Origin of the sequence: Endozoicomonas sp. 4G, assembly GCF_023822025.1 — a bacterium.
In the GTDB taxonomy this organism is placed as follows: Bacteria; Pseudomonadota; Gammaproteobacteria; order Pseudomonadales; family Endozoicomonadaceae; genus Endozoicomonas_A.
Genome location: NZ_CP082909.1, coordinates 4726130 through 4746095 on the forward strand (window position 1 = coordinate 4726130; position 19966 = coordinate 4746095).

9 protein-coding genes are annotated in these 19966 nt (G+C 47.2%); 6 read left to right on the top strand and 3 right to left on the bottom strand.

The window, feature by feature from the left end:
* Window positions 1–20 precede the first annotated feature (20 nt).
* Window positions 21–1001 carry an ABC transporter substrate-binding protein gene (locus tag K7B67_RS18760; RefSeq protein ID WP_252177390.1) on the top strand — a complete coding sequence of 327 codons (981 nt, stop codon included), beginning with the start codon at window positions 21–23 and terminating at the stop codon, window positions 999–1001.
* A gap of 65 nt (window positions 1002–1066) precedes the next feature.
* Here K7B67_RS18760 and K7B67_RS18765 read toward each other — a convergent pair whose 3' ends face one another.
* The 3 genes from K7B67_RS18765 to xerC all read right to left on the bottom strand — a co-directional run bounded on the left by K7B67_RS18765 (window position 1067) and on the right by xerC (window position 3639).
* Window positions 1067–1627, bottom strand: a complete 561-nt coding sequence (locus K7B67_RS18765; RefSeq protein ID WP_252177391.1) for a hypothetical protein — start codon at window positions 1625–1627, stop codon at window positions 1067–1069.
* 342 nt (window positions 1628–1969) lie between these two features.
* Complete coding sequence (locus K7B67_RS18770; protein ID WP_252177392.1) at window positions 1970–2677, bottom strand: HAD-IA family hydrolase; 708 nt, start codon at window positions 2675–2677, stop codon at window positions 1970–1972.
* Window positions 2677–3639, bottom strand: a complete 963-nt coding sequence (gene xerC / locus K7B67_RS18775; RefSeq protein ID WP_346658280.1) for a tyrosine recombinase XerC — start codon at window positions 3637–3639, stop codon at window positions 2677–2679. Before xerC ends, K7B67_RS18770 begins: the two co-directional genes overlap by 1 nt.
* 235 nt (window positions 3640–3874) lie before the next feature.
* Between xerC and K7B67_RS18780 the strand changes: the two genes are divergently transcribed.
* The 5 genes from K7B67_RS18780 (at window position 3875) to K7B67_RS18800 (ending at window position 19944) form a co-directional block, all read left to right on the top strand.
* Window positions 3875–7387 (top strand): CHY zinc finger protein, encoded by a 3513-nt coding sequence (locus K7B67_RS18780; protein ID WP_252177394.1) that lies wholly within the window; start codon window positions 3875–3877, stop codon window positions 7385–7387.
* A gap of 76 nt (window positions 7388–7463) precedes the next feature.
* Window positions 7464–10619 carry an RING finger domain-containing protein gene (locus tag K7B67_RS18785; protein ID WP_252177395.1) on the top strand — a complete coding sequence of 1052 codons (3156 nt, stop codon included), beginning with the start codon at window positions 7464–7466 and terminating at the stop codon, window positions 10617–10619.
* Window positions 10620–10622: 3 nt separating this feature from the next.
* Window positions 10623–13589 carry an RING finger domain-containing protein gene (locus K7B67_RS18790; protein ID WP_252177396.1) on the top strand — a complete coding sequence of 989 codons (2967 nt, stop codon included), beginning with the start codon at window positions 10623–10625 and terminating at the stop codon, window positions 13587–13589.
* 53 nt (window positions 13590–13642) lie between these two features.
* The gene (locus K7B67_RS18795; RefSeq protein ID WP_252177397.1) at window positions 13643–16765 is read left to right on the top strand and encodes an RING finger domain-containing protein; all 3123 of its coding nucleotides are present in this window, start codon (window positions 13643–13645) and stop codon (window positions 16763–16765) included.
* A gap of 65 nt (window positions 16766–16830) precedes the next feature.
* Entirely contained in the window at window positions 16831–19944 is a 3114-nt protein-coding gene (locus K7B67_RS18800; protein WP_252177398.1) for an RING finger domain-containing protein, read from the top strand.
* Window positions 19945–19966 lie beyond the last annotated feature (22 nt).

Genomic DNA, 19966 nt, shown 5'->3' on the forward strand with positions numbered 1-19966 from the left:
TCTGCTGAGGATTCATAACCTTGCTCGTACAAAAACGATTCATAAAAACATTCAGAAAAGCCTGTGTCCTGCTGTCACTGTTGCTGGCCAGCTCACTGTCCTGGGCCCAGTCTAATAACCAGTCTAATAAAGAGCTGAACCTGATGCTGGAGTGGTTCGTCAACCCGGATCATGGGCCCATTGTGATTGCCCAGCAAAACGGCTACTTCAGGGATCAGGGATTAACCGTCAACATCCAGGAGCCTGCTGACCCTAACCTGCCTCCCAAGCTGGTGGCTGCTGGTGATGTTGACCTTGCTGTCTATTACCAGCCCAGCCTGATCCGTGGTGTTGCCAATGGTCTGCCCCTGGCCTGGGCAGGCACTCTGATTGCAACGCCCCTGGATGGATTGATTGTCCTGAAAGAGGGTCCGATCAAATCCCTGAAAGATATGAAAGGGAAAACCATTGGCCTGAATATCGGCGGCAATGAAAACGCCATTCTGGACACCCTGTTCAAGCCTTATGGTTTTTCTTCAAAAGACATCAAAATGGTGAATGTTGGCTGGAACCTGTCTTCTTCCCTGATGTCAGGCCGCGTTGATGCCATTATGGGAGCTTACCGGAACTTTGAGCTGAACCAGCTGGCCATTGAGGGCCGACAGGGCAAAATGTTCTATTACGAAGAGAATGGTATCCCGCCCTACGATGAGCTGATCTTTATTGCCAACAGCAAGACCAATGATAAGGAAATGATCAGGAAATTCCTGCGGGCCATTGAGCTGGGCACTCAGTTTATTGTTAATAATCCGCAAGAGTCCTGGGAAATTTTCAGGGATTACAGCCCTAAGAAACTGGATAATGAGCTTAATAAACGTGCATGGTTTGATACCGTGTCACGTTTTGCCCTCAGACCGTCTGCCAGAGACACAGGGCGCTATGATCGTTTTGCCAGATTCCTTAAAGACCATGGCGGTCTGGAAAATATTCCACCCGCCAAAGACTATCTGCTGAATCTTTGATGGGCATTTGGCAGGGAAAGCAGCTTAAGGACAGCGGCTTTGCCTGCCAGGTGACAAAAAATAAATCAGAGTTCGTCGTGATTCGGTGGTGGAATTATCGGCATCTCCTTGATCTGTTCCAGTGACTGCAGTCGAGTTTTAATAGCTCTGCTTTGTTCAAATGCCTTATTTATTGGAATGTATTCTTCAAAGATAAATTCCTTAGGTTTAGCTTCTACAATTCTGGTCATAGATAAACCATTAAACGGTTTTGTAATGACGGGTGGGAGTGAAAAATTATCTACATCAACGCCATTGTGATTAAGTTCAAGGATGATTTTGTCCTTATTGTCTCTGAGAAAAAACCATATACCAGAAGCAGCGACTCCTTTTTCTTGTCCCGGGAATTCTAAAACCACATCGTATCTGCCGTATACTATGTCGTTACTGCAGAAGTCACCATAATCTGGAACAGTAAACTCTATCCGTCCAGTATAGTGATGAGGTGGGTGATAGGTTATATAGGTATTATGAGGCACGTTATCTTTAATAAGCCAAGTGCCTATTATTCGTTTTTCCACATCAATGGCATGTAAATGGGTATAAGACAGAAGCAGTATTATGCAAGCCGCATATTTAAATTTCATGGTCAAGTTCCTGGTAGCCAAAAATTGCACAGATCAATGAATATAGGCTAGGTTTCAGGAATGCCTGACAAAAAATTCCGGGGGACAGCGCTGTCGTGCAGCCCTTCACTCGTACACGGTTTCAATGAGTTTGATGTGAATAATCTACGTTCATCCTGAGCGCCCTTCGACTCCGCTCAGGATGCACGGTCGAAGGATGTGGGCTCCGAACCAACAATAAAGATCGTGCCCGGCACCCTTCGACTCCGCTCAGGGTGAACGGAGTTTGGGTGCCATTTATAATCTGGTGCGTGGTAACGAGGAGTGTACGGATATCAGAGCTTGGCTGCACTAGTCTGCTGCTTAATACGCTGGCTGAAGGTCCTTGTCCAAAACCCTGAGCAGGCCGGTTAACGATCGAATCTCATAATCGGGTCTGCGATCACCGTCAAACACCTTATCAGCAGGGTTAAACCAGACGGTGCCAATCCCCAATGCTCCGGCACCTGCGACATCGGCTTTCAGGCAATCTCCCACATGAAGAGTCTCAGCCGGTGTCACCCCGGCACGTTCCATGGCTTTCAGGAACAGAGTCGGCTCTGGTTTTTGACTGTTGTAATCTTCTGCTTTGAGAGCAAAATCGAAAAATTCACTGACCGATAATTTCCCGACATCGACATTGCCATTGGTGATGGCAGCCAGTGTATAGTCCGCTGACAGATGAGCAAGGACCGGCTGAACCTCCGGAAAACACTTCACATCATGACGCCACTCCATAAACTCCCGCATCAGGTCGCCGGCAATTTCTTCAGCTCTTGATTCCGGGCAATCACAGTGTTGCAGAACCTTCTGCAAAGAAACCCGGCGCAATTCCGTGATCTGATATTTAAGTTCCGGATGATCTTCCAACAGCCTGACCCGATACTCGAACACTTCTTTGGGGTTCATTCTAGCGTGGGTTTCTGGCCAGTACTCACAGAGTTTTTTCCAGGCTTTCTGTTCTGCCCGAATCAGCACTGGCATGTTTTCCCAAAGCGTGTCGTCCAGATCGAAGGTAATCAGCTTTATCATTATTGTTTCCTTTTGGGTTCCTTTATTCCTGGCGGTTCCTGATCTTCGGTAACTCTCTGTGCTCTCGGATGAGCCTTATCATATACGTCGGCCAGATGCTGAAAATCAAGATGGGTATATATCTGGGTGGTGCTGATATCACTGTGCCCCAGCAGCTCCTGAACCGCCCTGAGATCGCCACTGGACTCCAGCAGATGACTGGCAAAAGAGTGTCTCAACAGGTGAGGGTGCATACGCCCTGAGAGACCCGCCTCTCTGGAAAGCTGGCTGACACGGTTTTGCACCTGGCGGGGACTGATGCGATGGCCCCGCTTTGAGAGAAACAGAGCCTGAGTCTCTTTTTTCGACTCTTTTTGAAGAAACGTCACCCTGACGGACAACCATTTTTTGATAGCTTCACGAGCCTTTCGACCCACCGGCAACAACCGTTCTTTTCGACCCTTGCCCAGAACTTGCACCTGCCTGAACTCATCCCGGAAACTGTCGAGATTTAAGCCAACCAGTTCCGAAAGTCGCAGCCCCGAGGAATAGAACAGTTCCAGGATCGCCAGATCCCTGATCACTAACGGGTCATCGTCCTCCTGATCAAGCAGCGTTGTCAGTTGATCGGCATCCATGGTGACCGGTAACTTTCTGCCCACCTTGGGTGCAGTGACTCTCTGGGCAGGGTTATCTTCGACCTTTCCCTGACGGTTAAGATAACGGTAAAAACTACGAACCGATGAAAGCAGACGATGCAGGCTCTTCTGTCCAAGACCACTACCGTGTGGCTTTGCCAGGTGCAGCCCTGCCAGCCACGCCCGGAGCTGACGCTCTTCCAACTTTTGCCACTGAGTTATGCCCAATGTCTCGACCTGCTTCAGTAATTTACTCAGGTCTCGCTGATAGGCCGAGCAGGTGTGAGCAGAGCTGTTTTTTTCAAACTTCAGATAATTGAGAAAAGCATCAATATCCTGTTGCAGGAAGGACATGACAGAACCTTTGTTGATAGCGTTTGTTCATCATTCACCAATGCCTGCTTCCGTGCAACATAGCAATTCAGCAATTTTTGGCTATGCTCTTTCTCTACTACGAATAATAACAGCGACCCATTATGCACCTTTGCTTTTCTGGCACGGATTGCTCTAGCGCTTTTATCAGACAAAGAAGAAGAGAGCGGGTTGGTACCATGGACACATGTTATGTGGCGAGATTTGAATGCAGTTTTACCGCTTATTAATAACCTTTATCCTTTCGCTATCAGCTATGGCGTTTGTGGCATTATGTCATTCTTCAACCCTTATTGACTGGCATAATCCCGATGGGCACAAGGTTCGGATTGAAATCAATGAGGGTTCAGACCTTCAGGGTGTAACTCAGTGGCAGCTGAGCTTACTGCTGCCGGAAGGTTTCAATACCCGAAACAGCACCCTTTGCTTTACGGCACCCGTGGAGCCAGCAGATTCGAGCAGTATCCCACTGTCCGTCACCCATGAACCCGGCGAGTATTGTTATCAATTAGTGATACCGACAAAGGAACAATCACTCGTTATCCAACCGGCCTCCAAAAATGGCACGATGGTTCGGTTGAAATCCATAACGGCAGACAGACCCGAGCTGGCTTCCGTCACCACCGACCCACTTCTGAACGGTAAGCCCAACGCCACGCCACTGACCCTTCTGGCCTTCCCCGACAACATCACTGACAGTGGGCTGGACACCGGTCGCAATAACACCCTGCCATTGACCGGAGGCAAGCTCTCTGGCAATGTCGATTTTCCCGGTGTCGGCAATGGCGGCTTCTTTTATTTGCCTCCCCCTCCCCCCTGGAGAGGTGGCGGCGGGAGGCCATCGGGATTATTTGAAATTGACCTGGTTATCCTGCAACCCGTCATCTCCTGGCTGATGTCCATCGGTAAGGATTCTGTCTCGTTTGAAGCACAACCGTCCCCGGCACGTTTGCAAATCACCCGTGTTAATGCCGATGGCTCTGCCAGTGAAGCCGTTATACCTGTTGGCTGGCTGGACTTTCTGAACAATGAACAACTGACCAATGTTCATTTCTGGAACATCCTGTTCCAGCGTGCTGCCACTTCCTGCCCAGCCACCGAAAGCCTTCAGTGGCAACTGAGCTGTTTAAAACTGTTTCTGGAACGCACAGCTTTGAAGACAGATCCATCCGATAGCCTGGAGGCAGGCAATAGCTATGGAAACCCCTCTAGCAGTGCACCGGACAATCAACCGGAGGGCGAACATGACCATAATCAGGAGCAAAGTGATGAACCTGAAGGTCAGGAGAGCCAACCACCAGCAGAAAGCAATGAGGGTAATGAAGAGGGCAATGAAGAAGGCAATGAAGAAGACAATAACGGAAAAGACGACAATGGAGAGGGAGCTGAAAACAACACCACAACTCAAAACCTTCAGGAACTTGCCAACCAGCTTATTACCATCATTGAAAAGGACAATCACCATGCTGCATTTGAGCTCAAGGATATTCTGGAAAAGCTGGATATGCCTGAGCGTTTGCAGGTTCTGGAAACAATAGGCACGAATGCCAGGGGTAACCCTGTCACGCCTCTTGAGGCGGTGCTGGAACTGCCTGCTTTCAAAGAGATTTCAGTCCGCAACCTGTTTATTGAGAAGATGATACTCGCCATAAGCCGCAAAAGAGATTTGAATAACCCTGACATTTTTTCTGGACTCCAACGGGTCATTTCAACTGACCAGACAATGCCCGAAGCGGGCGACAAAAACCTGAGGATTTTGTACAGGATTGTTCGGGACATCATTGATAAAATCAATCCATCTGACCAACAGCCATCCATAAGACAATTTGAAAAAAGCTGCTTTGCTGAGTACTTTGCTCACTTGTTCCTGATCTATTCAAACCCACTTGTACTGATTCGTAATCTGCTGGGAGAAATATCAGATGTGGGCATGAGGTGCGAAGTTATGATGAATATACGATCCGTATCATTTCCCGAGCGTTTTTTTGATACCTATATATATAACCACCACCCATCGTTTAATGAATTAGAAGTTTTCAGAAGAGAACTGTTTCATCAGGTAATTGCCTTCTTGCCACTACCAGAGATTTCAATTCAGGAGCATTCACTGGAAGAACCTTTAATCAATGACAGTGGTATGGCCTCCGACCAAACCATTACCACCGACGACTCCATACAGCACATTGATATCAGCCGCAGCACCAATAACAGCCACAGCGCCAATAACGACCACAGCGCCTCTGCTGACCCAGCCAACAATAGATACTTGCTGCTGGGCGCAAGACCAAAAAATCCTCTCCCTACTGACCAGTCAAATGACGATTCTCAAAATCAATTATGGACAGAACCCCCTTATAGTGATTATCCAACTCACAGGGCACAAGATCGATCCGACTCGGAAGAGTCAGAGTCAGAGTCAGGGCTATATCTGGATTTCCTGGGAAGACATTCCATCGATGCTTCTTTCCTGGCTCAACCACCTTATCCACAAGCCACTTTGCCTCCCCAGACCAGCGATACCCCGGAACTGGCTTCGCCGCCCCCCGTGATCACCCAGGAAAATACATTGAGTACAGACTACGGTCTCGACAACCATCTAGCCCAAAGCTTGAAACGGTTAGAGCAAGTCCAAGACAGGTTCTGCGAGCTGATCACAAAGACTGAACTGAAAAAAAGTCAACAGGCAGGAAGACGATGGAAAGAAGATTTCATTCAAGAATTAGTATCAGAGAATGAAAGGTTACAAGACCGCGTGAAGGCTTTGGAAGTTCAAAACCAAAACTTGACTGCGCAGTTTGCAAGTCGGGCCGAGGGACACCAAGGGGAAGCAATGAGCCTCCCGGTGGCGCATATCAATAACACAGCGTATTACCCGCTAACAAGCACCGACAATGGGGAGACAGTCCCATGGGATGCGCCGTGGGATGCGCAGGCAAGCCCATCTAACGTCTATGCAGAAGCACCATCATCAGTTTTCGATACTATCGTCGGAGAGTATCAACCGATGGCTGCTGCAGCCAGTCCGTCAATGCCAAACAATGGCGCAATGGGTCGTCTTGATAACTATCACCCGATCACCGAAAACCAGCAGGAAGTCAGTGAGAATGGGCAGATAGAGCCAGTGCGGTACCCTGTGCAGGAAAGCCCAGCACAGTTATGCGGTCATTACCACAGGCGCTGCTATGTCGGTTTTAACTGCTGTGAAAGGTTTTTCCCATGCCATAGATGTCACAACGAATACAAAGACGACAGTGGTGAAAACCCGTGTAAAACAGACCTTAGGGCTAAAGATGCAACAAAGCTCAGATGTTCTGTATGTGAACATGAGAGCAAAATGAATGAAGACTCCCAGACATGCCCAAACTGCAATGCAGAAATGTCGGAATATTTCTGCGCACTATGCAAACACTTCACCTCAAGAGAGATGAGCCCATTCCACTGCGATAAATGCGGTATTTGCAGAATACACTCGGATAAGTCCTATCACTGTGATGTTTGCAATGTCTGTCTGGATAAAAGACTGGAAGGCAATCACAAATGCCGACCTGATTCAGGGCACGATCCGTGCGGCATTTGCCTGGAAGATGCCTTCAGCGGCTGCCAGATATTGCCCTGCTCCCACAAAGTTCACAAGGACTGTGCTATCGCGATGATTCAAAACGGGATTAGAAGCTGTCCTGTTTGCAGACACCCTCTATATCAACCTTTAAACGACGATTAACCGTCTGACCGGGTTGAGTTCAGACAAAGAGGCTGAGGTAGGTGTTATTTGGCACACGTTGTATAGCGAGATTTCAATGCAGTTTTACCGTTTATTGATAACATTGGTTCTTTCGCTATTAACGATGACGTTTGTACCATTATGCCTTTCTTCAACCATCGTTGATCGTCATCATCCCGATGAGCGCAAGCTTCGGATTGAAATCAATGATGGGAAAACAGGCAATAACACCCTGACATTGACCGGAGGGCAGCCCGCTGGCAACGCCGATTTTCCCGGTGTCGGCAACGGCGGCTTTTTCTATTCCCCTCCTCCGCCCTGGGGAGGTGGAGGCGGCAGGCCATCGGGATTGTTCGAAATTGACCTGACTATTCTGCAACCCGTTATCTCATGGCTGATGTCCATAGGTAAAGGTTCTGTCTCGTTTGAGGAGCAGCAATCCCCGACACGTTTGCAAATCAGCCGTGTTAATGCCGATGGCTCTGCCAGCGAAGCAGCTATACCCCTTGACTGGCTTAACCTCCTGGATAGTGAACAACTGAGCGATGTTGATTTCTGGGACACTCTCCTCCAGCGTGCCGCCACTCATTGCCCGGCCAGCGACAGCCTTCAGGCAGCTAATGAGGATGGCCAACCCTCTGGCAGCAGACCCACAGGATCGAATGACGCAACTAACCAGCATCAAAAGAAAAAAAGAGAAGCATCTGAAAATCGGCAGAACAAATCACCGGGAGAAGGCAATGATAGTAGCGGGGATGGCAATAACAGAAAAGACGACAATGGAAGGCAGAGTAAAAATAATGCTTTAACTCAGAACCTTCAGGTACTTGCCAACGAGCTTTTAGCCATTATTGAAAGCGACGATCCCAACGCCGCTGTTAAATTCAGGGAAATGCTGGATAAGCTGGAAGTGCACCAACGTGTGCAGGTTCTGGAAACAAAAGGCACAAACGTCAGCGGCAATACTATTACTCCTCTTGAGGCGATATTGGCACTGCCGCGTTCTTCCCATGAGCACTCAACACGCAACCAATTTATCAAGCATCTGATAAAATCCGCTGGCTACCGCTACATTATGGTTTCTCGTGAACTCCCGATGATTTTGTCTAAGATTCTTCAGGACATAATCCACAAGGTCAATGAATCTGATCAACAGCCACCCATAGGACATTTTGAAAAATGTTGCTTTGCTGAATACTTTATTGAATTGCTCATGAATTCTTCAAACCCGGTTGAGCGTATTCGCCGTCTATTAGAACAAATACCAGATTTAGCCATAAGGAATGAGATTATAAATGATGCACAATCATTGATATTTCCCAACTCTTTTGTGGATACCGTTGTTCTATTTGGTCAGCGCCCATCGTTCCGTGAATTAATGCGCTTATCAGAGGAAGTGCGTATACAGGCGCAATACGGTGCCTCTGAAGCCACAGATGATTACATGGCTATCAATGCTTTCGGCGACAATGCACTGCGTGTGGATAAAGAAGAACCTAAAGACATTATTAGTGCAGAGTGCACGATATGTCAGGAGCAGTTTGTACGCACGTCAAATATAGTGAAAACGCCCTGCAATCACCTTTATCACGTAGATTGCTTAAATCAGTGGCTCAAAAAAAGGAAGCGTGATGATGCAACTAGAAATTGTCCTACATGCCGTACAGAATTATATGCCTTTAGTAAAAAACTTAACGACTTTAACAAACTATTGAAAAAATACGACGGTTATCATTCTTTAGCTATTGCAAAAAAAGCAGTTAATGATTGGAAGAAAGCAGAAACAAGTCATGAAGCCTTGTACCACTTTGTCCAATTTTGCCGACATACCAGCCAGGCATCTGATGATTCACAGTTTGTAAAACTCTTGCGACGCATCTTTCATCCCGTGACAAAAGCCGAGATCCGTCATCACGATACGATCAACTCAGCCACCTTCAGCGCCAATAACCACCGTGTGGTGACCGCCAGTGACGATGGCACTGCGAAAATCTATGTCTGTCAGTCCGATGGATCATGGAAGAAAGAACTCACCATTCGCCACGATGATTGGGTCACATTAGCCAGCTTCAGCGCCGATAGTCGCCGTGTGTTGACCGCCAGTAACGATGGGACAGCAAAAATCCATTTTCGGAAGGAGAATGGATCATGGCAAGAAGAAATCACTATCCGCCACCATGGGCCCATTCATTCAGCCAGCTTCAGCGCCGACAATAGCCGTGTGTTGACCGCCAGTAGCGATGGGACAGCAAAAATCCATGTTCAGAAGGAGAGTGGATCATGGGAAGAAGCATTCACCATCAACCATGAGGATTCGATCTATTTAGTCAGCTTCAGTGCTGATGGCAGTCATGTGGTGACTGTCAGCAAAGATAACGTGGTAAAAATCACGGGCAAATCAGCCGATGGATCATGGCAAGTAAAAACCATCGCTGTCCATAAAGCCCATGTCAACTCAGCCATCTTTAGCCCCAATAACCGCTATGTGGTGACCGCCAGTGACGATGGTACGGCAAAAATTATTGGTCAGAAAGACGACAAGTCATGGGAAGAAGAATGCACCATTGGCCACATTGAAACCGATGGTTGGATCATATCAGCCGCCTTCAGCCCCGATAGCCGACATGTGGTAACTGTCAGCTCGGATTACCTGGTTAAAATCATCGGTAAACGGGCCGACGGATCATGGGGAGTAAAAGCCATCATTACCCACAGTGATCGGGTCCACACGGTTACCTTCAGTCCCGATAGCCACCATGTGGTGACCGCCAGTTTCGACCAACAGGAAAAAATCTACGGCGAAAAGAGCGATGCATTATGGGAAGAAGAAATCACTATCCGTCACAATCGTCTGGGCTTCTCAACCACCTTCAGTCCCAATAGCCGACATGCAATAACCACCAGTGATGATGGAACGGCAAAAACCCTTAGCTATAAGAGTCATGGATCATGGGAAGAAGGATTCACTATCGATCATCCTGGTCCGCTCACTTCAGTCATCTTCAGTGCCGATGGCCGCTTTGTGATGACCTTTGGTTTTGACGGTATCGCGAAGCTCACTCAAGTGAAGGGCGATGGACCATGGGAAGAAATGACTATCCGCCACCCCAATGCAATCCGCTCAGCGAGCTTCAGCGCCGATAGCCGCTTTGTGCTGACTCAAAGTTTTTTGGGAAAACGTCGTAAGCTCAGCAGCATTGTGAAAATTACTGAACTTTGGAAGGAAGAATAATTGATGTTTCAGAACTCAAGGTGCAGTTTTGTTCTTTCCCTGCTGGCTATGATGCTAGCTATGATGCTAGCTATGATGATTGCGCCGTTATGCTATTCCTCAACCCTTATTGACCGTCATCATCCCGATGGGCGCAAGTTTCGGATTGAAATCAATGATGAGAAAACCCGGAACAACACCCTGACAGTGACAGGAGGCCAGCCCGCTGGCAACACCGATTTTCCCAGTGTCGGCAACGGAGACAACGGAGGCAACGGCGGCTTCTTTTATTCGCCTCCTCCTCCCTGGGGAGGTGGAGGCGGCAGGCCGTCGGGATTGTTCGAAATTGACCTGACTCTTCTGCAACCCGTCATCAACTGGCTGATGTCCATAGGTAAGGGTTCTGGCGATGGCCGACAGGCAGCTAATGAGGATGGTCAACCCTCTGGCAGCAGAACTAATGCAGGATCAAATGACGCAACTAACCACCAGGAAAAAAGAGAAGCACCTGAAAATCGGGAGAACCAATCACCGGGAGAAGGCAATGGTAGCAACGGGGATGGCAATAACAGAAAAGACGACAATGGCGAGGAAAGTAACAATAATGCTTCGACTCAAGACCTTCAGGTACTTGCCAATCAGCTTTTAGCCATCATTGCAAGCGACGATCCCAATGCCGCTGTTAAATTCAGGAAGATGTTGGATAAGCTGGACATGCTCCAGCGCTTGCAGGTTCTGGAAACAAAAGGCAAAAATATCAGTGGCAGTACAGTCACGCCTCTTGAGGCGATATTGGCACTGCCGCGTTCTTCTCATGGGCCCTCAACACGCAACCGATTTATCAAGCAGCTGATAGCAGCCGCTGGCAACAGCTACCCGATGATTTGGTCTGACAACAACCACCTGATGATTTTGTATAAGATTGTTCTGGACATAACCCACAAGGTCAATGAATCTCACCAACAGCCACCCATAGGACGTTTTGAAAAACGTTGCTTTACTGAGTACTTCATTCAATTATTCCTGCTTGATTCACACCCGGTTGAGCGCATTCGCAATCTATTAGAAGAAATATCAGATTTAGCCATAAGGAATGAGATTATAAATGATACAAAATCATTGAAATTCTCCAGCTCTTTTCTGGATATCTTGACACAATCTAACCAGCACCCCTCGTTCCATGAATTATTACGCTTATCAAATGAACTGCGTATGCAAAATGATTACATAGCAATCACTTCTTTTCGCGATAATGCACTGCGTGTGGATAAACAAGAACCCAGTCAAATTATTGGTGCAGAGTGCCCGATATGTAGAGATCTGTTTGTACACTCGTCAAATATAGTGAAAGCGCCCTGTAATCACCTTTATCACGTTAATTGTTTAAATCAGTGGCTCAAAAGAAGGAGGCAGAATCGTGCAATTCAAGATTGTCCTACCTGTCGTACACAATTAAATGGCTTAATCATAAAACTTAACGACTTTAACAAACTATTGATAAAATACGACGGTCGTCATTCTTTAGCTATTGCAGAAAGAGCAGTTAAGGAATGGAATAAAGCAGAAACAAGTCATGAAACCTTGTACCATTTTGTCCAATTTTGCCGACATAACAGCCTGCTGCCATCTGATGACTCAAAGTTTGTAAAACTCTTGCGAACCATCATTCATCCCGTGATAAAAGCCAGGATCCGGCATAACGACAGGATCAACTCAGCCGTCTTCAGCACCAATAACCACCATGTGGTGACCGCCAGTAACGACGGCACTGTGAAAATCCATAGCGATGAGACTGATGGATCGTGGAGGGAAGAGTTCACTTTCCACCACGATGGTGCGGTCAAATTAGCCAGCTTCAGTGCTGATAGTCGCCGTGTGTTGACCGCCAGTAAAGATGGGACAGCAAAAATCCATGTTCGGAAAGAGGATGGGTCATGGCAAGAAGAAATGACCATCAGCCATGTTGATGCGATCCATATAGCCGACTTCAGCACCGATAGTCGCCGTGTGTTGACCGTCAGTAACAATGGGTCAGCAAAAGTCCATGGTCAGAAGGAAGATGGATCATGGAAAGAAGAAGTGATCATCAGCCATAATGGTCCGATCGTTTTAGCCAGCTTCAGTGCTGATGGTAACCATGTGGTGACTGTCGGCGTAGATGACCAGGTGAAAATCACGGGCGCATCTGCCGATGGATCATGGCAAGTAAAATTTAGCGTTATCCATCAGAGCTTTGTCAAATCAGCCGAATTCAGCCCCGATAGCCGCTATCTGGTGACCGCCAGTGACGATTGCACAGCAAAAATCATTGGCCAGAAAGACGATGGATCATGGGAAGAAGAATACATTATCAGCGATATCGGATCAGCCGAATTCAGCCCCGATAGCCGACATGTGCTGACTGTCTGCGTGAGTGATTACCTGGTTAAAATCATTGGTAAACGGGTCGACGGATCATGGGGAGTGAAAGGCATCATTTCTCATAGTGATGAGATCGACACAGCCGACTTCAGTCCTGATAGCCACCATGTGGTGACTGCCAGTGGTGACCAACAGGCAAAAATCTACGGCGAAAAGACCGATGCATCATGGGAAGAAGAAATCACTATCCAGCACAATAGTTTGATCTTCATAGCCATCTTCAGTCCCGATAGCCAACATGCAGTAATCACCAGTAGTGATGGAACGGCAAAAATCCATAACCTCAAGAATGATGGATCATGGGAAGAGGGGCGCACTATCCATGATATACATCGGCCCTCTGACGCCAGATTCAGTGCCGATAGTCGCTTTATGATGACCTTTGGGCGTGGTATCGCGCAAATCAATGACCTGAATGGCGCTAACAAAATCACTATCCGCCACCGCTCTCCAATCTACTCAGCCAGCTTCAGCGCCAATAGCCGCTTTGTACTGACCCAAAGTGGTTTGCCAGTATCTGATGGTGTCGGCGACGTTGTGAAAATTACTGAACTATGGAAGGAAGAGTAGTCCCTGAAATTCTTGGCTATTCTCTGATGCACTACGAATAATGAGATTCACCCATGGCGTTCCTTTATTTTTCAAGAACAAATATTCAACACGGATTGTTCTGGCGTTTCCTGGCAAACAAGAAGGGTGTGATGGGTATTTTTATTCTTTTCCTGCTGGCTATGATGCTAGCTATGATGATTGCGCCATTATGCTATTCCTCAACCCTTATTGACCGTCATCATCCCGATGGGCGCACGTTTCGGATTGAAATCAATGATGAGAAAACTCGGAATAACACTCTGACAGTGACAGGAGGCAAGCCCGCTGGCAACGCTGATTTTCCCAGTGTCGGCAACGGAGACAACGGAGGCAACGGAGGCTTTTTCTATTCCCCTCCTCCTCCCTGGGGAGGTGGAGGCGGCAGGCCGTCGGGATTGTTCGAAATTGACCTGACTCTTCTGCAACCCGTCATCAACTGGCTGATGTCCATAGGTAAGGGTTCTGGCGATGGCCGACAGGCAGCTAATGAGGATGGTCAACCCTCTGGCAGCAGAACTAATGCAGGATCAAATGACGCAACTAACCACCAGGAAAAAAGAGAAGCACCTGAAAATCGGGAGAACCAATCACCGGGAGAAGGCAATAATAGCAGCGGCGATGGCAATAACAGAAAAGACGACAATGGCAGGCAGAGTGAAAATAATGCTTCGACTCAGGATCTTGAGCCACTTGCCAACCAGCTTTTAGCCATCATTGAAAGCGACGATCCCAACGCCGTTTTTGAATTCAGGGAAAGGCTGGATAAGCTGAACATGCGTCAGCGTTTGCAGGTTCTCGAAACAAAAGGCACAAACATCAGGGGCAGAACGGTCACGCCTCTTGAGGCGATATTGGCACTGCCGCGCTCTTACCACGAGCACTCAACACGCAACCGATTTATCGAGCAGCTGATAGAAGCCGCTGGCTACGATTACCTGATGATTTTTTATGGCAACAAACTCCAGATGATTTCATATAAGATTGTTCAGGACATAATCCACAAGGTCAATCAATCTCACCAACAGCCACCCATAGGACATTTTGAAAAACGTTGCATTACGGAGTACTTGACTCAATTGCTCCTGATTCATTCAAACCCGGTTAAGCGTATTCGCAACCTGTTAGAAGAAATATCAGATTCAGCCATAAAGAATGAGATTATAAATGATGCACAATCACTGATATTTCCCAACTCTTTTCTGGATACCCTGGCACGATATGAAATGCACCCATCGTTCCATGAATTAATGCGCTTATCAGATGAACTGCGTATACAGGTGCAATACGGTGCCTCTGAAACCATAGATGATTACATCGCTATCACTTCTTTCATCGACAATGCACTGCGTGTGGATAAAGAAGAACCCACAGGCATTATTGGTGCAGAGTGCACGATATGTAAGGAGCAGTTTGTACGCACGTCAAATATAGTGAAAACACCCTGTAATCACCTTTATCACGTAGATTGTTTACATCAGTGGCTCAAAAATAGAGAGCAGCATCGTTCAATTAGAAATTGCCCTACCTGCCGTACAGAATTAAACGACTTAAGTAAAAAACTTGACGACTTCAGTAAAAAACGTAACGACTTTCTTATAAAACTTAACGACTTTAACAAACTATTAAGAAAATACGGCGGTTATCTTTCTTTAGCTATTGCAAAAAGAGCAGTTAATGAATGGAATAAAGCAGAAACAAGTTATGAAGCCTTGTGCCATTTTGTCCAGTTTTGCCGACACAACAGCCAGGCATCTGATGATTCACAGTTTGTAAAACTCTTGCGAGGCATCCTTCATCCCGTAACAAAAGCCGAGATCCGTCACGACCTTTTGGTCAGCTCAACCACCTTCAGCGACAATAACCACCTTGTGGTGAGCGCCAGCTACGATGGCACTGCGAAAATCTATGGCTATCAGTCCGATGGTTCATGGAAGGAAGAACTCACTATTCACCACGATGATGAGGTCAAATTAGCCAGCTTCAGCGCCGATAGTCGTCGTGTGTTGACCGCCAGTAAGGATGGGACAGCAAAAATCTATGTTCAGAAGGAAGGTGGATCATGGCAAGAAGAAATCATTATCCGCCACCATGGGCCCATTCATTCAGCCAGCTTCAGCACCGATAGTAGCCGTGTGTTGACCACCAGTGACGATGGCACAGCAAAAATCCATATTCAGAAGGAGGATGGATCATGGGAAGAAGAAGGAATCATCAACCATGATGGTTCGATCTATTTAGCCAGCTTCAGTGCCGATGGTAGCCATGTGGTGACTGTCAGCAAAGATAAAGTGGTAAAAATCACGGGCAAATCAGCCCATGGATCATGGCAATTAAAAATCATCGTTTCCCATAAGCGCCGTGTCAACTCAGCCATCTTTAGCCCCGATAACCGCTATGTGGTGACCGCCAGTGACGATGGCACGGCAAACATCATTGCCCAAAAAGACGATGAATCATGGGAAGAAGAACTCACCATTAGCCACATTCGCACCCATGGTGAGATCATATCAGCCGCCTTCAGCCCGGATAGTCGACATGTCCTGACTATCGGCGAGGATGGCCTGGCTAAAATCATTGGTAAACAGGCCGACGGATCATGGCTGGTAAAAGCCATCATTACCCATAGTGATAGAGTCCGCTCCGCTACTTTCAGTCCCGATAGCCACCTTGTGGTGACCTCCAGTTACGACAAACAGGCAAAAATCTACGGCGAAAAGAGCGATACATTATGGGAAGAAGAAATCACTATCGGTCACGATCGTCGGGTCTTCTCAGCCACCTTCAGTCCCGATAGCCAACATGCAGTAACCAGCGGTGATAATGGAACGGCAAAAATCTATAGCCACAAGAAGGATGGATCATGGGAAGAAGTATTCACTATCCGTCATTTTCATGGTCGTCGGGTCATTTCAGCCACCTTCAGTGCCGATGGCCGTTTTGTGATGACCTTTGGTTTTGGTGGTATCGCAAAAATCACCCAACTGAAGGATGATGGATCATGGGAAGAAGCAATCACTATCCGCAGCCCCAATACAATCCTCTCAGCCAGCTTCAGCGCCGATAGCCGCTTTGTGCTGACCCAAAGTTTTTTTAGAGCATTTAGTAGTGATTTCAGCAACATTGTGAAAATTACTGAACTATGGAAAGAAGAGTAACTCCACCAGCACTCCAGTAACTTCTTGGCTATTCTCTGATGCACTACCAATAATGAGATTCATCAATGGCGTTTCTTTATTTTTACAGAACAAACATTCAACACGGATTGTCCTGGCGTTTACTGACAAACAAGAAGACCATGGTTGGTATTTTTGTTCTTTCCCTGCTGGCTATGATGCTAGTGCCATTATGCTATTCCTCGACCCTTATTGACCGTCATCACCCCGATGGGCGCAAGTTTCGGATTGAAATCAATGATGAGAAAACCCGGAACAACACCCTGACAGTGACAGGAGGCCAGCCCGCTGCCAACACCGATTTTCCCAGTGTCGGCAACGGAGACAACGGAGGCAACGGCGGCTTCTTTTATTCGCCTCCTCCTCCCTGGGGAGGTGGAGGCGGCAGGCCGTCGGGATTGTTCGAAATTGACCTGACTATTCTGCAACCCGTCATCAACTGGCTGATGTCCATAGATAAGGATTCTGGCGATGGCCGACAGACAGCTAATGAGGATGGTCAACCCTCTGGCAGCAGAACTAATTCAGGATCAAATGACGCAACTAACCACCAGGAAAAAAGAGAAGCACCTGAAAATCGGGAGAACCAATCACCGGGAGAAGGCAATAATAGCAGCGGCGATGGCAATAACAGAAAAGACAACAATCGCAGGCAGAGTGAAAATAATGCTTCGACTCAGGATCTTGAGCCACTTGCCAACCAGCTTTTAGCCATCATTGAAAGCGACGATCCCAACGCCGTTTTTGAATTCAGGGAAAGGCTGGATAAGCTGAACATGCGTCAGCGTTTGCAGGTTCTGGAAACAAAAGGCACAAACATCAGGGGCAGTACGGTCACGCCTCTTGAGGCGATATTGGCACTGCCGCGCTCTTACCACGATCACTCAACACGCAACCGATTTATCGAGCAGCTGATAGAAGCCGCTGGCTACGATTACCTGATGATTTTTTATGGCAACCAACTCCAGATGATTTTATCTAAGATTGTTCAGGACATAATCCACAAGGTCAATCAATCTCACCAACAGCCACCCATAGGACATTTTGAAAAACGTTGCATGACTGAGTACTTGACTCAATTGTTCCTGATTTATTCAAACCCGGTTGAGCGTATTCGCAACCTGTTAGAAGAACTATCAGATTCAGCCATAAGGAATGAGGTTATAAATGATGCACAATCGCTGATATTCCCCAACTCTTTTGTGAATACCCTGGCTCAATCTGACCAGCACCCATCCTTCCATGAATTAATGCGCTTATCCGAGGAACTGCGTATACAGGCACAATACGGTGCCTCTGAAGCCACAGATGATGACATCACTATCACTTCTTTCGTCGACCATGCACTGCGTGTGGATAAAGAAGAACCTACAGACATTATTGGTGCAGAGTGCACGGTATGTAAGGAGCCGTTTGTACCCACGTCAAATATAGTGAAAACGCCCTGCAATCACCTTTATCACGTAGATTGTTTACATCAGTGGCTCAAACAAAGGGAGGAGGATCATTCAATTATAAATTGCCCTACATGCCGTACAGAATTAAACGCCTTAAGTAAAAAACTTCTCGACTTCATTAAAAAACGTAATGACTTTCATATAAAGCTTAACGACTTTAACGAACTATTAAGAAAATACGGCGGTTATCTTTCTTTAGCTATTGCAAAAAGAGCAGTTAATGAATGGGATAAAGCAGAAACAAGTTATGAAGCCTTGTGCCATTTTGTCCATTTTTGCCGACACAACAGCCAGGCATCTGATGATTCACAGTTTGTAAAACTCTTGCGAGGCATCCTTCATCCCGTAACAAAAGCCGAGATCCGTCACGACCTTTTGGTCAGCTCAACCACCTTCAGCGACAATAACCACCTTGTGGTGAGCGCCAGCTACGATGGCACTGCGAAAATCTATGGCTATCAGTCCGATGGTTCATGGAAGGAAGAACTCACTATTCACCACGATGGTCCAGTCACATTAGCCAGCTTCAGCGCCGATAGTCGTCGTGTGTTGACCGCCAGTGAAGATGGCACAGCAAAAATCTATTTTCGGAATGAGGATGGATCATGGCAAGAAGAAATCACTATCCGCCACCATGGACCCATCCATTCAGCCAGCTTCAGCGCCGATAATAGCCGTGTGTTGACCGCCAGTGACGATGGCACAGCAAAAATCTATGTTCAGAAGGAGAATGGATCATGGGAAGAAGAAGGGAGCATCAACCATGATGGTTCGATCTATTTAGCCCGCTTCAGTGCCGATGGTAGCCATGTGGTGACTGTCGGCAAAGATAACCTGGTAAAAATCACGGGCAAATCAGCCCATGGATCATGGCAAATGAAAATCATCGTTTCCCATAAGCGCCGTGTCAACTCAGCCATCTTTAGCCCCGATAACCGCTATGTGGTGACCGCCAGTGACGATGGCACGGCAAACATCATTGCCCAAAAAGACGATGAATCATGGGAAGAAGAACTCACCATTAGCCACATTAGAACCAATGGTCGGATCAGATCAGCCGCCTTCAGCCCCGATAACCGACATATCCTGACTGTCGGCCAAGATGGCCTGGTTAAAATCATTGGTAAACGGACCGACGGATCATGGCTGGTAAAAGCCATCATTACCCATAGTGATAGAGTCTACTCCGCTACTTTCAATCCCGATAGCCACCTTGTGGTGACCGCCAGTGTCGACCAACAAGCAAAAATATACGGCGAAAAGAGCGATACATTATGGGAAGAAGAAATCACTATCCATCACAATGATGAGTTCTTCCCAATCACCTTCAGTCCCGATAGCCAACATGCAGTCACCAGCGGTGATAATGGAACGGCAAAAATCTATAGCCACAAGAATGATGGATCATGGGAAGAAGTATTCACTATCCATCATTTTTCTCGTCGTCGTCGGGTCATTTCAGCCACCTTCAGTGCCGATGGGCGTTTTGTGATGACCTCTGCTTTTGGTGGTATCACGAGAATCACTCAACTGAAGGGCGATGGCTCATGGGAAGGAGCAATCACTATCGGCCACCCCAATACCCTCCTCTCGGCCAGCTTCAGCGCCAATAGCCGCTTTGTTCTGACCCAAAGTTGTTGTAGAGCATTTAGTAGTGATTTCGGCAACATTGTGAAAATTACTGAACTGTGGAAAGAAGAGTAACTCCACCAGCGTTCTAAAAACT

Excerpts from the sequence above, each read along its gene's own strand:
- K7B67_RS18765 (WP_252177391.1), bottom strand. The coding sequence starts at position 1,627 with ATGAAATTTAAATATGCGGCTTGCATAATACTGCTTCTGTCTTATACC.
- K7B67_RS18770 (WP_252177392.1), bottom strand. The coding sequence starts at position 2,677 with ATGATAAAGCTGATTACCTTCGATCTGGACGACACGCTTTGGGAAAAC.
- K7B67_RS18780 (WP_252177394.1), top strand. The coding sequence starts at position 3,875 with ATGCAGTTTTACCGCTTATTAATAACCTTTATCCTTTCGCTATCAGCT.
- K7B67_RS18785 (WP_252177395.1), top strand. The coding sequence starts at position 7,464 with ATGCAGTTTTACCGTTTATTGATAACATTGGTTCTTTCGCTATTAACG.
- K7B67_RS18790 (WP_252177396.1), top strand. The coding sequence starts at position 10,623 with ATGTTTCAGAACTCAAGGTGCAGTTTTGTTCTTTCCCTGCTGGCTATG.
- K7B67_RS18795 (WP_252177397.1), top strand. The coding sequence starts at position 13,643 with ATGGCGTTCCTTTATTTTTCAAGAACAAATATTCAACACGGATTGTTC.
- K7B67_RS18800 (WP_252177398.1), top strand. The coding sequence starts at position 16,831 with ATGGCGTTTCTTTATTTTTACAGAACAAACATTCAACACGGATTGTCC.